General features: G+C 51.6%; 7 protein-coding genes. 6 read left to right on the top strand and 1 reads right to left on the bottom strand.

All coding sequences use genetic code 11. The features are described from left to right. The first annotated feature begins 239 nt into the window (after nt 1–239). From ACG2XO_RS14275 to ACG2XO_RS14255, 5 genes are all read left to right on the top strand, one after another. Nucleotides 240–1,976 carry a ShlB/FhaC/HecB family hemolysin secretion/activation protein gene (locus ACG2XO_RS14275; RefSeq protein WP_410498661.1) on the top strand — a complete coding sequence of 579 codons (1,737 nt, stop codon included), beginning with the start codon at nt 240–242 and terminating at the stop codon, nt 1,974–1,976. Nucleotides 1,977–2,093: 117 nt separating this feature from the next. Further along, nucleotides 2,094–11,741 carry a hemagglutinin repeat-containing protein gene (locus tag ACG2XO_RS14270; RefSeq protein ID WP_410498660.1) on the top strand — a complete coding sequence of 3,216 codons (9,648 nt, stop codon included), beginning with the start codon at nt 2,094–2,096 and terminating at the stop codon, nt 11,739–11,741. Between the two features lie 10 nt (nt 11,742–11,751). Next, the gene (locus tag ACG2XO_RS14265; RefSeq protein ID WP_410498659.1) at nt 11,752–12,150 is read left to right on the top strand and encodes a hypothetical protein; all 399 of its coding nucleotides are present in this window, start codon (nt 11,752–11,754) and stop codon (nt 12,148–12,150) included. 181 nt (nt 12,151–12,331) lie between these two features. Next, nucleotides 12,332–12,496 carry a hypothetical protein gene (locus tag ACG2XO_RS14260; protein WP_410498658.1) on the top strand — a complete coding sequence of 55 codons (165 nt, stop codon included), beginning with the start codon at nt 12,332–12,334 and terminating at the stop codon, nt 12,494–12,496. 14 nt (nt 12,497–12,510) lie between these two features. Further along, nucleotides 12,511–13,194, top strand: coding sequence for a hypothetical protein (locus ACG2XO_RS14255; protein ID WP_410498657.1), 684 nt, complete (start codon nt 12,511–12,513; stop codon nt 13,192–13,194). Between the two features lie 392 nt (nt 13,195–13,586). On the opposite strand, the gene ACG2XO_RS14250 is transcribed toward ACG2XO_RS14255, so the two are convergent. Next, the gene (locus tag ACG2XO_RS14250) at nt 13,587–14,594 is read right to left on the bottom strand and encodes a toxin-antitoxin system YwqK family antitoxin (protein WP_410498656.1); all 1,008 of its coding nucleotides are present in this window, start codon (nt 14,592–14,594) and stop codon (nt 13,587–13,589) included. Between the two features lie 190 nt (nt 14,595–14,784). Between ACG2XO_RS14250 and ACG2XO_RS14245 the strand changes: the two genes are divergently transcribed. Next, nucleotides 14,785–15,162, top strand: a complete 378-nt coding sequence (locus ACG2XO_RS14245) for a helix-turn-helix transcriptional regulator (protein WP_410498655.1) — start codon at nt 14,785–14,787, stop codon at nt 15,160–15,162. Nucleotides 15,163–15,169 lie beyond the last annotated feature (7 nt).

Here is a 15,169-nt window from a genome sequence, read left to right as displayed (position 1 = left end):
TAGTTCGCCAGTGGTTTATTGACTGGCCGATGAGGTTCTGCTGATCTAATTTAATAACCATTTAATTTAATTTAATAAAAATTTATTCAATTAAATTAAATGGTTTTTTGGTTGTGAGTTGAGTTGGTGGTATTGGTTGGTGTTTTTTGTGATTTGGGGTTTATTGTTTTGATTTTCGTTTGTAAATCGTATGTCTGTTTTTTATTTTGTTTTTGCGAATAAATTGGCGGTTGTTATTAATGAATGATTCATCGTCCAATTGCTTGATCCGTATAAATTACACCGCACTGGCTTGCGTAATTGGGTTTGTAACCCAATTCAGTTATGCACTTGAACCTCGCCAGATTCTGGAGCAGGACGCCAGAAATCGGCAGCGGCAGCAGGAGCAGGAGCAATCTTTGCGCTCTGCCATGGAGGATCTGCAGCCTGAGGTCCGGCTGGATCGGCCAGCGTCGAGCTCGGATAAGCGCTTGCCCGCACAGGAAACCCCTTGTTTTCCCATCGAACGCATTACCCTGATTGGCGATCAATCTGCCCAGTTCGAGTGGGCACTGGCTGCCGCGAATGCTCCCGATATGGCCTTGGGACGTTGCCTGGGAAGCGAAGGCATTAATCTGGTCATGGGGCGAATTCAGGATGCCATTGTTCAACGCGGCTTTGTGACCACTCGATTGTTTGCCGGTGAACAGAGTCTGACGACCGGCACGCTAGTGCTGACTGTTGTTCCTGGCCGGATTCGAGCCATTCGTCCGGCGGACGGCGTTGACTCAAGGGTAACCCTCTGGAATGCGCTTCCCATGAAGACCGGTGATTTACTGAATTTGCGCGATATCGAGCAGGGGCTTGAAAATCTGAAACGTGTACCTACTGCAGAGGCCGACATAGAAATTGTTCCGGCTAGTGGTGAGGGGGCACAACCGGGCGAAAGTGATCTGGTCGTGAAATGGCAGCAAGCGCTGCCAGTGCGTATCAGTCTGAGTATTGATGACTCCGGCAGTGAAAGCACTGGCAAGTTGCAAGGCTCTGCAACCGTGTCGCTGGATCATATCTTGACCCTGAATGATCTGTTTTACGCCTCATTCAACCATGACTTGAGCAAGCATGATGATCAGTACGGCACCGATGGTTATGCGGTTCATTACTCGATCCCGCTGGGGTATTGGTCATTTGCCTGGAATCACAGTGCCAGTTCCTATTACCAGAATGTGGCAGGTGCTTATCAAGATTATCAGTACAGCGGAAACAGCAAAAACAGCGACATCACGGTATCCCACCTGTTTTGGCGGGATGCCAGCAGCAAGTCGACGTGGCGCCTGAAAGGCTGGACCCGAATGGGTAAAAACTACATCGAAGATGTGGAAGTCGAAGTGCAGCGCAGACGCACATCCGGCTGGGAGGCCGGGTTGTCGCATCGGCAGCATTTTGGCGAAAGTACTCTGGATCTTGATGTTGCTTATCGAAGGGGAACGGGTGCCAACGATGCACTTCGTGCGCCAGAAGAAGCATTTGGCGAAGGCACTTCGCGGATGGCATTGTGGACTGCTTCTGCTCAGTGGGGAATGCCATTCAAGCTTGCCGGAGTCGGGCTACGTTATAGCGCTAACTGGCGTGCCCAATTGGATCGTACCCCTTTGGTTGCTCAGGATCGTTTTTCGATTGGCAATCGTTATACCGTTCGAGGTTTTGACGGTGAAAGCACCTTGATGGCGGAACGTGGCTGGGTTCTCCGCAATGATCTAGGTTGGGCGATTCCAGAACTCGGCAGCGAGCTTTATCTGGGGCTTGATTATGGTCAGGTCGCTGGAAGAACTGCCCAATATTTGTTAGGGCGTGAACTGGCTGGTTATGTGCTGGGGCTGCGAGGACAAATCAAGTCTTTAGGTTACGAGGCCTTTGCCGGGCAGCCACTCATCAAACCAGATGGATTCAAAACTGCACCGGTCGCGGTGGGTTTTAACGTCAATTTGTCTTTCTAGTGACCTGTTGGATTTGAGTGCCTGTAAATAGGGGCTTCAGTTTCAACTGAGTTCCCGCTATTACCGTTTCCCGCTATTACCGTTTCAGATTCCGATTTATTTCAAAGCAGATTTACCATGAACAAGAATATTTACCGCATCGTATTCAATAAAGCACGTGGCCAGTTGATGGCGGTTGCGGAAAATGTCTGCCCGGAAGGCAAAACATCAACGGCGGGGAGTGGGACTGCGGAAGGCCGGTTTAGTGCATGGATCAGTCCGTTACGTATGGCCGTGTTGTGGGTATTGGGATGCGTTGCGATCAGTCCGGTCAGTCTCGCCGCTGTCAAGGTAGACCCTACTGCTCCTCACAATCAGCAGCCGACTGTACTGCGTACTGCCAATGGCATTGAGCAGGTCAATATCCAGACTCCGAGCACCGGTGGGGTTTCACGTAATACCTACAGCCAATTCGATGTGGATCGAAAGGGCGTCATTCTGAACAATTCCCGTGCTGATGTGCAAACGCAATTGACAGGCTGGGTGCAAGCCAATCCATGGCTGGCTGCTGGCAGTGCCCGAATCATCCTCAACGAAGTCAACTCGGCCAACCCCAGTTATTTGAACGGTTTTATTGAAGTTGCAGGCCAATCGGCACAGGTTGTGATTGCCAACCCGGCGGGTATCAGTTGCGACGGATGCGGATTTATCAATGCCAATCGTGCCACCCTGACCACGGGAACGGCGATCATGAACAATGGCAACCTGGAAGGCTTCAGGGTGCGCAAAGGCACGGTTTCCTTTACCGGTGACGGTATGAATGCAAACCAACCCGGATTTACCGACATTATTGCTCGTGCGGTACAGGTCAATGCCGGGATCTGGGCTCAGCAGCTGAATGTGACTGCTGGTAGTGGTGATTATCAACTGTCCACTGGGCAAAGTACTCAGACAACGGGCACCGGAGCTACACCCAGCTTTGGCATTGATGTGTCCGCACTGGGGGGCATGTACGCCAACAAGATCAAACTGGTGGGCACCGAGTCGGGTCTTGGCGTTCGCAATGCCGGGCAGATTGGTGCCAGTGCCGGGGAGGTTACGGTCACTGCCGATGGTCGTCTGGTTAACAGCGGATTGATGCGTGCCAGTCAGCAGGTCACTGTCTCCGCAACCCAGATCACCAACCAGGGGACAATTTACGCGCAAGGCACTACCCAACTGGCATCGGAAACGGACATCGTCAATCACGGGGTGCTGGCAGGCCAACAAGCCTTGCGCCTCAACGCAGGAACTGCCGTTCTGCAAGGAGAAAATGGCAGTCTGTTGGCCGGCTTGAACGATAAAGGGCAGATGACCGGCAATGCCACGCTCAATGTACGTGCAGGACAAAACATCACCGCTGCAGGCATGCTGGTCAGCAGTGGTACTCAACAGTGGCAATCACCCCAACTGAATCTGACAGATAGCCAGCTCTCGGCCGCTAGTCTGTCGGCACAAGGAGATCAAATCCAGCTGGATGGTGTGCAAGGCAATGTCCATGGCGCACTGGTCGTCAATGCCAGTGACAGCATCAGCACTCAACAAGCGAGTATCAGTGCCGGTCAGCTCAGCCTGCACGCCCGACAACTGGACAATCGCGATGGTGAATTGCTGCAAACGGGAAGCACTGATCTCACGCTCGATTTTGTCGGGCGCATCGACAATCGTGGCGGCCGTATTGCCGCCAATGCCAACAATTTGACCTTGCGCACCGGGGAATTGCTGAATGATGGGGCCAGCATTGAACATGCTGGTAGTGGCACGCTTGCCATCCTGTCCGATAATCAGCATGGCGATCAAAGCGCCATTGCCAGCGCGGGTCATTTGAATCTGAGCGGTCAAACCCTGCAGTACACCAATAGTACGATTCAGGGTAAAACTATCAGCCTGACTCATGACAATGCAACACTGGATGGCTCGGCACTCGCCAGCACCGGCCAGTTGCAAGTCAGTATCGGGCAAACGCTATCCACGCGTGACGCCAGCATCAGCGCCGAGCAACTGACGGTCAGCGCAACAACCCTGAACAATCAGGGGGGCGAATGGCTGCAATCGGGCTCTGGTGACACGCAATTCAACGTCGCCACCCGGCTTGACAATACTGCAGGCCGGATTGCCAGTAATGGCGATAACCTCACGATTAATGCTGCAGAACTGGTCAACGATCAGGCCAACATCGAACATGCTGGCACTGGAGCTCTGACCATTCAATCGGCTTCGCAGCATGGCCATCAAGTCGTCATTGCTTCCGCCGGTAACTTGCAACTCAGTGGACAAACCCTTGATTATACCCAGAGTGAGATTCAGGCCAAGGCCATTACGCTGACTCATGACAATGCTACGCTGGATGGCAGCACGCTGATTAGCAGTGGCGCTCTGACGGCCGATGTCGCTCAGACCCTGTCCAGTCACGATGCTAGCATTGGTGCAGGCCAGATTACCGTCAACGCCGACAAGTTGAACAACCAGGGCGGCGAATGGCTGCAATCTGGAGCGGGCGACACGCAATTCAATATTGCCACCCAGCTCGATAATACCGCTGGCCGCATCGCCAGCAATGGCAATCAACTCGGTATCAATACCGCTGAATTGCTCAACAATCAGGCCAGTATTGAACATGCGGGTTCAGGCAGCTTGATGCTGACTACAAACCGGTTTGACAACAGTAATGGCGAGTTAATCAGTCTTGGTCATGCGCAACTCGACAGCGCCAGCGTCTTGAATCAGCAAGGTGTAATTCAGGCACGGCAACTGACCGTGCAGGGCGACACGCTCGATAACCGGCAGGGACAAATTCTGCAAACGGGGTTGGATTCCACGCAGATTACCCTCGGCGGCACACTCGACAATCGTGGTGGCACCATTGCCAGTTCGGGCGATACCACGCTGACGATGAACGCAGCCGGTGCACTCGACAATAGCGATGGCGGCCTGATTCAGGCACAAAACCTCACCATCCTGAATGGGACGCTTACCAATCGTGACGGCCAGATTGTTGCGCTTGATTTGCTGGTGCTCTCTGGCTTGAACACACTCGATAACAGCACTGGCACTTTGCTTGCACAAAACCGACTCACGTTGCAGAGCGGCGATTTGAACAATCAGAATGGCACCATTGCGGCGATGAATGGCGACCTGCAACTGAATGTCGCTAGTATCAATAATGACCAAGGCAAGCTATTGGCAGCTGGAACCCTTCAGCTGGACAGTGCGGCGGCGCTCGACAATCATCAGGGGATAATTAACGGGCAACAAGTGCTGCTTGATACGAATGGTCAAACCCTGAACAACGCAGGCGGTACAATCAATGCGAGCGATTCGCTCAGCCTTGGTAGTGCCAGCCTCGACAACACCAGCGGGCAAATCCAATCCGGCGGTGACCTGACATTGCAAACAGGCAATATTGAGAACCGTGGTGGTCTGCTGTATGCCAGTCGCGATATGACATTGCACAGCGACACGCTCAACAACGACGGAAAAATTCTGGCCGGACAAAACATCCAGCTTGCCGCCGACACGCTCAACAATCTGGGCGGACAAATTCAGGCCAGTGGCGATATCAGTCTTACGGCGGATCGGATCGACAATCAGGCTAGCCTGATTCGTGCCGGCGGCTCAGTTCAGATTGACACCGATAGCCTCGATAATCGCAATACCGACAGTGGAGATACCGGCATCGCAGGTGGCAGTATTACCTTGACGACGACCAACTTTGATAATCGAAGTGGAACAATCCAAGTCGACCAGGCGCTCAATATTCGCAGCAGCGGCACTATACAAAATAACCAAGGTTTGCTCGCAGCCAAACAAATGCTCGACATTCGCGATACGGGTAGTGCCCTTGCTATTAACAACGACAACGGCCAGATGCAATCGGGCGGCACACTCTCGTTGAATGTGGCCAGCTATGGTGGCACAGGCGGACGTCTGGCCAGTCTGGGTGACCTGAGTCTGAGCATGTTGGGCAACTATACCAACAATGGCACGATAGAAAGCGGCAGCAATCTCAATTTCACCACTACTGGCCAATTCAGCAATGCTGGCCTGATTCGTTCCGGATTAATGGCCACGATACAGGCGGGGAGTATTGACAACCAGGCCAATGGAGAAATCAATGGTGGGGCTATACATCTGGTCACCAATAACACACTCACCAATCGGGGACTGATTGACGGTGGCTTGGCTTGGCTGGAAGTCGGCACGCTCAATAATCTGGGTAGCGGACGGATTTATGGCGACCACATCGCCATTCAATCCAGCCAGTTGCTCAACACAGTCGAAAATGGCACGGCAGCGACCATTGCTGCGCGTGACCGGCTTGATCTGGGGGTCGGCACGCTAACCAACAGCGAGCATGGCTTGATTTTCAGCATGGGTGACATGTCCATCGGCGGCAGTCTTGATGCCAATCAACAAGCGACAGGAAAGGCTACTCGGATCAAGAATCTGAGTGCAACGATTGAATCACTGGGCAATATGGCGATCAACGCGCAAACCATTGAAAACCGTGACCTGCATCTGGTGTTGGGCGATGTCCAGACCGGCACAAGCAATGTTGCGTATTACCAGGTCGGTAGCAATCAATATCAGTCGGGACAGGTAAGCATTACACCGGCCGTGCCCGTGACAACGATACCTTATGATGGTGCGCCCACTTATCTGGTGACGCCGGATGGCCAATTCACCGAATGGGATCAAGTTTCGGCAACGCGTACGGTGAGCGAAACCAAGGTGCTGGCATCCGATGCCGCCAAAATTATCGCTGGTGGCGACATGCAGCTCAACGGTGGCACCTTGCTGAACGATAACAGCCAGATTCTGGCTGGACGCACGCTATCGATGAATCTGGTCTCGTTGCAGAATATTCAGGCCAGTGGCACACGCACAGTTGAGGAACACGGCACAAAAACCAGCTACTGGAGTACTTTGGTGTTTAATCCTGGTTGCGGCCAGTGCGGATTCCCTGGTGGCAATTACAGGCTTGATAGCAGTCCTGGCACCATCAATTCCACCAGCACAACCAACATTACCATCAGTGCTGGTCGAATCGAGCAGGGTAGCGCCATAGTTGGACCGGGAACGACGATTGCAGCGCGCGACCCGCAACAGATCGACGTCAATATTGCATCCACTGGTAATGTACAGGTGCAAGGTAGCTCGGTGACTGTGCAGGGGCCGGTCGTAGGTAGCGCTCCACAAGGGAGATCCTTGCAGCAACAAGGCACTCGGCTGCTGGAAGTACCGCTCAAGCTCGACGGTAGTACCGATGGGGGCGTCCAAACAATCCGTACCCTGCAGTCGACCTTTACCTTGCCCGACAACAGTCTGTTCAAAACCAATACCAAACCCGGCAGTCGCTATCTGGTCGAAACCGATCCGCGTTTTACCAACCAGAAAAAATGGTTAAGCTCCGATTACCTGCTAGATGCATTGGCTTACGATCCGGACGTGACGCAAAAACGCCTCGGTGACGGTTTCTATGAACAAAAGCTAGTGCGTGAACAAATCGCCCAATTGACGGGGGCGCGTTTCCTCGGTGATTACAGCAACGACGACGAACAATACCGCGCTTTGATGGACAACGGCGTTGCCTTCGCCAAAGCGCACAATCTGCGCCCTGGCGTGGCGCTGACGCCTGAGCAAATGGCGCAGCTCACCGGTGACATGGTCTGGCTGGTTGAGCAAGAAGTCACCTTGCCAGACGGCAGCACCACCAAAGTGCTCGTCCCTCAGGTTTATGCCAAGGTACGTGAAGGCGATCTGGATGGCAGTGGTAGCCTGATTGCCGGACGTGATATCAATATCAAGCTCGACGGTCTGCTCAACAACAACGGCACACTGGGCGCTAAAAACAACCTAGAGCTGACCGCCAAAGACATCGAATTGACCGGTGGGCGAGCTCGAGCCGATGAAGTTAGCCTTTCGGCACAAAATGACTTGAAACAGCTCGGCGGCCTGATCGAAGGACTAAAAGAAGTCCAACTCAATGCTGGGCGAGATATTGTGATTGCCAGCAACTCGCGCACATTGACCACCAGTGTGGAAACCAGCGAGCGCAGCGCAGCACGTCTGGGCGGCAGTATTACCCATGGCAGCGCGAACACGGTGGGTGACCGTACCGGCATTTCGGTGCTGGGCGACGGTGGCACCTTGATTATCAAGGCCGGGCGCGATTTGACGCTCACTGCTGCCAACATCAGTAATAGTGGTGAGGATGGCCAAACGCAGATTTCGGCAGAGCGTGACCTGACGCTGGCCACCGCCAGCGAAAACAGCGAAAGCCAAAAAACCTGGCAAAAAGCCAATAACTGGCGCAATACCGAAAGCCAGACGGTGCAAGGCAGCAACATTGATGTTACCGGCGATTTGACGCTCTCTGCCGGCCATGACCTGAGCGCGACCGCCGCCAATATCCGCAGCGACGAAGGCGCAATCAACCTCAGTGCCGGACACGACGTCAGCATCGTCGCTGGCATGGATCGCAGCCGCAGCGAAGAAATGCACCAGTACACCAGCAAAGGCCTGCTCAGCAAAAAAACCACCACCACGCTGAACGAAAGCGATGTCGAAAGCGCCGTTGGCAGTACCATCAGCGGCGACAGTGTCCGCATCCAGAGCGGCCACGATCTGGACGTATTCGGCAGCAATGTCGTTGCCACCGATGACGTCACGCTTAAGGCTGGCAATGACCTCACCATCGCTGCAGTCACCGAGAACTACACCGAGCACCAGTTCAAGGAAATCCAGCAAACCGGCCTCTTCAGCAATGGAGGCTTCAGCATCACCTATGGCAAGCAAAAGCAAAGTACCGATACCCAGATCACAGGCAGCCAACAAAGCCTCAGCGGCAGCCTGATTGGCAGCCAGAACGGCAATATCACGCTGATTGCCGACAATGGCGTGAAAATCAGCGGCAGCGACGTCAGTACGCTCAAGGGTGACATCAACGTGCTTGCTGACCACATTCAGATCGATACCGGGCGCGACCAGGAACGCCGCACCGATACGCAAAAATTCGAACAAAGCGGCATCACGGTTGCAGTCAGCGCGCCGATGTTGACCGCACTCGAATCGGCCAAAACCGCTCTCGACATGACTAAAACCGCCGCCGACAGCAAAGACAGCCGAGTCAGCCTGATCGCAGGTGCCACCGCCGGGCTGGCGGGTAAAAATGCCTTTGACGCGATGCAAGGCATGGGCAGTGGCGCGGGTAAAGGCGATGGTGGCGGCAATGTCAGCATCAGCATCACCTATGGCGAATCCAAGTCCGAGAGCACCTCGGTCAGCGATACGCTGCGCCACAGCGGCAGCACCCTCAATGCCGGTGGCAATGTCACCCTGATTGCCACTGGCTCAGGCAAAAACAGCGACATCAATGTCATCGGCAGCGAACTCAACGCCGGTAAAGACCTTACCCTTGTCGCCGACGGTGACATCACGCTGACCGCAGCACAAGACACCGACAGCATGCACAGCAAGAATAAATCCAGCAGTTGGGGTGCTGGCGTTGCCATCACGGTCGGCAAAGGCGGCGGCATTGGCTTTACTGCCAACGGCAGCATCGGTCGTGGTCACGCCGACGGCGAAGGCCTCACCTGGCAAAACAGCCACGCGACTGCGGGTGACACGCTGACCATTATTAGCGGTGGCGACACCAACCTGATCGGCGCGGTCGCGAAAGGTGAGCAGATCATCGCCGACATTGGCGGTAATCTGAATATTGAAAGCCTGCAAGACCTGAGCAAATATGACAGCAAACAAATGAACGCCAGCGCCAGTGTCACGGTGGGCATCGGATTCTCCGGCAGTGCCAGCTACAGCAAAGAAAAAATCAACGCTGACTACGCCGCCGTGGGCGAGCAAAGCGGGCTGATGGCTGGCGATGGCGGCTTTGACATTACCGTCAAAGGCAACACCGACCTGAAAGGCGCGATCATTGCCAGCACGGCAGACGCGACCAACAACAGCCTGACCACTGGCACCATCACCGTCAGCAACATCGAAAACCATTCCAAATACGACGCCAGCAGTGTCGGCATTGGCGGCGGATTTAGCATTTCGGGCGACACGATGGGACAGAAATCAGACCCGGATTCCAATCTGGCAACGGTCGCCGACAAAAACGGGACGAACACGAATGTCCCGATCTTCATGAGCGGCAGCGGTGATGACCGCAGCACCACCTACAGCGCCATCAGCGACGGCAACATCACCATCACCAACGCAGACGCCCAGCAAAAACTCACCGGCAAAAGTGTTGAGGACATGATAGCCAGCATCCGGCGCGACACCGGCGACACCGGGGGGCAACTGGCCAACAACTTCGATAAAGAGCAAATCGACGAAGCCTTCAAGGTCACCGAAGCGTTTATCAACGAAGCGGGCACCTTTATGGCCAACCGAGCCAAGGAAGCTGACCAGAAAAAAGCGGAAATGGAAGCGCTTCCGGCGGGCAGTCCAGAAAGGGAACAAGCCAAACTCGCCTATGATGAGGCAGCCAAATGGCTCCCCGGTGGCGAATACGGCAGGGCAATGACGGTGCTGCAAGCGGCGGTGGGTGGCAATGTGACGGACGGAATATCTGGCCTCGTGCAAAACGCTGCGGTCGGTTATTTGCAAAGCCTCGCCACTGAACAGGTCAAAAAAATCGCTGACGACCTGAACGACGAAACTGCGCGAACCGCATTACACGCGATTGTCGGTTGCGCTGGCGCGGCAGCCACTGGGCAAAATTGCGGAGCAGGCGCACTCGGAGCAGCCTCCAGCGTGCTGCTGAATAACCTCATTTCGATGCTGGATGACAAAAACGCCGAAAACATGACGGCGGAAGAGAAAGAGAATCGCAAAAATCTGGTCACCAGTCTGGTTGCCGGGATTGCTGCTGTAGCAGGTGCGAATGCCACCGCAGCCAATACTGCGGCCTTGATTGAAATGGAGAATAACTCCAACGTCAAAAATGCGGTCAAAGGCGCAATTAACGACGCGAAGAAATACATTAGCGAGAATGGCAAGAAAGGATTGGAAAAAACTGCCGAATTACTGGAGAAACTCGAAGTTCAAAGCATGGTGGAAAAACGCGATGCGATTTCCAATTACATCAATGAAGCAGCAAGCCGTGGCGGATTGTCTGAGCCAGAGTTGGCGGCTTTGGCGATGCTGTATGCAGCAAATGAGGTGTTTTTCCCAACGAGCGTCGTGGATGTGATTCCAGGTTTGGGGAAAGTGCTGAGCAAGTCCGCAGAATTAATCAAGATTGGCGTTAAAGCAGAGAAAGTAGCTGAGATTGCCAGTGTGGAGATGAAGGCTGCAGAAGCAGCGAAGGCTGCAAGCGATTTAAATATCCAAGCATCAAAAAATGTTAGCAAAGTTACAGCCCCAATTGATTTTGATGGGCATATTCTTGCTACTGAGGTTAGCAAAAATGGAAAGAAAATTACTGGAGGACATAGTATTGCTACGGGGCAAGTCGATGTTCAAACAATAACGAAAGCAGCAGACAAAAATGGAGTTTATGAAGCAATTATACAAATTCCAGATCCTGCTAATTCTGGCAAATTTTTGACAAAGAAATCAACCATGTTTCCTGATTCTTGGTCAGCAGATAGAGTTAAGGTAGAGGTGGATGCTGCATATAAAAACAAGACTATTTCACCGGATAGTCCAAATATGTGGATTGGATTTACTCCTAGTGGTGTTAAAGTTACTGGTTATTTAACTCCAAAAACTACTGTTTATCCTTTGATGTAAGGTGCTGATTATGAAGTTAAAATTTTTATGGATTAACTCTGCTTGTTATGAAGGTGTTTTAATTCCTGCTGTTAGAATTGTTGAAGCTAATGATGGATTTAAGAGTGACATAATTATTGGGGTGCTTATGGATGATGGTGGTGGTGGGCTAAAACGAAATATTGAAGAGGTTTCTGATTTGATTTTTCATTTGATGAAAATTAAGAGTGGAGAGCTGCTTGATTATTTTTGGAATCGTAATTCTTGGTGGGTTGAGTTATCTTTGGGTGAAGTGAGAATTGAGTTTCAGTTTGATGATGGATATTTTGAGATTATAAGCTTTGAAGATTTTGAAAGAATTGCATTAAAATGGAATGATTTTATTAATTCGTCTCCTGATTTAACTAGGGTTGTTGAATTTGATGTATAAAACTTATTTTTTGGTCGCGTTGCGCAAATCAGCGCGGTTGGGTTAATGAGTAAAATCAAACGCTGGCTCAAGTAGCACGTCAGGGACGATGAGCATAGCGTAATCGACCATCCTTTGCGTTTGGGTATATTGATGTAGCTGTTTCCTGTAAAGGCATTCATGGTAATACCACCTGTGGGTATTGTTTGTAGTTGCCAGTTGCGACACTGGCATCATCACAATTCGGCCTTTAAAAAAAACCATTCAAACGCTGATTGTCGACTACGCCGCCGTCAACGAACAAAGCGGCCTGATGGCCGGAGACGGCGACTTTAACAGTCAATCCGAACGCGATGAAAAATGTTAATCAAGGAGTTAATTATGAAAACCTGTTTCACCATCCTGTGCTCGGCACTGATTGCCACTCCGGCTCTGGCCGAACAGGAGGTCGGCGTGCCAGCGTCGCAAGATGCTTCTGCGGCGACATCTGCTGTGAAACACAGCCGAATTCGCATGTATGGCCAGAATGGCGCGCTGGCGCTGATTTTTCCCGGACTGAGTTGTACCAAATCGGCGTGGGGCAAGGAGGGTATTCATGTTTCCGGTGGCATGGGACAGGCGTTTTCGTCTTTTATTGGTGCCGTTGATAATCTCAGTCTGGGTATGCCGGAAACCGAGGTCAGCAAGAACGTCAGCCGCAAGGACGGGATTTTGTCCAAAGCCTATTATCAGGAACACGAAATCCCTGCAGGTCAGATTACCAGCCTAGCCTTGGGTTTTCAGGACGTCAGCGCATTTCATCGCAGTACTGCCCACGGCATCACCACGACCTACAGTTCATCGTCTCCCGGCTGTTCCAGCGACATCAGCTTCATCCCCGAAGCCGGCGCGGATTACGAGGTTGGATTCACGATGCAGGGGAGGCGATGTTACGTCGAGATTTTCAAGCTGACCAAAACGGATACGGAAACCGACATGACGCCAGTGCCGATTCAGAAAGCAAAGCCATGCCCAACGGCCACGCAATCGCCAGTGATGGAAATCGGCAATCCCTACAAAAAATAGTGCCAGCATGTTCGCGCCGACGTGATTTTGACCCTGTCACCTAGATTTGATTGACCCACGACATGACGTTGAATGCTATTGAAACGTATTAGAAAATACGATTTTTGGGGGGCAGCCAAACCTCGGCAGATGGGTCAAAAAAACATCGGCGCCAACATAATTGATCAATGTTTGCACGTACGCTTTGCCAATAAGCGCGTTTGAAGAGCGCGCTGTCATGGAGATTACTCGATGTGATGATGGACATATCGCTCCCCTTGATTGGAACGCTCTAGATAAAATAAACCCCACCGACCATTGCTGGATTCGGTGGGGTTCGAAGAAGCCAATTGGCTTGGTCGGCTCGTGATTCAGTAATTGCTCAAATTCACATCGTTCTAGCCGTCATTAGCTTAAAATTGTTCGGCTGTGGATTCATAGGATTTTTCTGAAACCGTAAGCCCATCTTTGTATTCAGTTTCCCTGATTAATTTTCCCTCACTGTTGTAGGTTTTCTCGATGCCATGGGGTTGATTGTTAAAATAAGGTGATTCGCGTATTAAGCGAACATCCTGCCCCTCTGCGTCGTGAACGCCAAATTCCTTATCTAAGATCTTCACGCCGTCTTTGTAGTAGGTCTCAATGTAAGCACCAAGGCCTTTAATGTAGTTAGAAGCAAATCCTGTTCGTAGTCCATCCACGTACTTGAAATCAGCGACGACCTTGCCATTGACCAGTTTTTTCTCATAACCAGTGGCCTTGCCATCAGTCCAGGTTAATTCTGTCAGCAGCGTGGCACCGTCCTCACTCCATCCTTGTTGCAAGCCAGATTTTTGGCCGTTATCAAAATTGACTTTTAAGATCAGCGCATTGTTCTTAGGGTTAAAGAATTCCTGTACCCCATCCATTTTGTTGTCTTTCCAGTTCAGCTTATCCATCACATTGCCCGTTGCTGGATCGGTATGAACTTGCGGCCCGTTTTTAATGGGGCGTTGACCAAGCATCAGGTTATAGATTGCATCCTTGATTGCTTTTGCATAGAGCTCAACCTGAATTTCACCTTTATCCTTGAGCATTGAAACATCGTAATCAAAATTGATCGCCCGCTCTGTGCCGTTGTAGACAAAGGCGTAATCGGCATTGCAAGAGCAAGTTTCAGTGTCATCATTTTTTGCGGTGGTTTTAATATTCTCAACTTTGAACTCAGTGCCAAAAGCAGGTAGAGCCTCTCGGTAAGGTGAGAAGTTATTGAGCTCTTGCGTAATGACACTGAGCGCAATTTCTTTTGCCGCAGAGCTATTGCAGTCCACTGTTGAAAAGCACCCACTAAGTAACAGCAGTACGGACACTGAAAGCAATTTCCGTGATGAGCGCGTGGCGATTGGGACTGCATTTCTTTGGTTCGAATGAGTTTTGGGCATGATTTTTCTACCTACGAGGATGTTTTAAAAATTGTTAAGCACGAAAAAAATAACCACGCGGGCGCCGAGCGTTAATTGTCTTGGGGCGTTGAATCTGTGTGCTTCGTCGCTGGTGGCAGATAAAAGTGCAAATTAAAGGCCTAATATGTCGATATCAACATATCAAAACCTTATCAGCGCTGTCATCTGAGTGCAACTTTATCTGTCTAAATCGACAAATAAGGCAGACTCACCGATGCAAGAAAAGATGGCTGTTCGTTTGGGAAACAAGCTGGCAGAGTGCAGGCAGCAGCTTCAATTAACGCAAGCACAGATCGCAGAGCGCTTAGATGTAAATACCGAAACAATCTCGCGCTTTGAGCGCGGCGCGACTTTGCCATCACTACAAACACTGGATCGCCTTGCCAGCATTCTGCAAACCGACCTGGCTAGCTTAGTTGGCGGTATTTCTGCCCAGCCGGATGAATTGGCACGTGAACTGGCTACCGCATTACGTGCACTCAAGGAATCGGATCGAATATGGCTGTCGACCATCATGCAAGAAATGATCGCCCGACTGAGCCGCTAATCATCAA

This window comes from Chitinibacter sp. S2-10 (genome assembly GCF_046530675.1).
Taxonomy (GTDB): Bacteria; Pseudomonadota; Gammaproteobacteria; order Burkholderiales; family Chitinibacteraceae; genus Chitinibacter.
The sequence above is the reverse complement of the archived record's forward strand: the minus strand, read 5'-3'. Positions and strand labels throughout refer to the sequence as shown.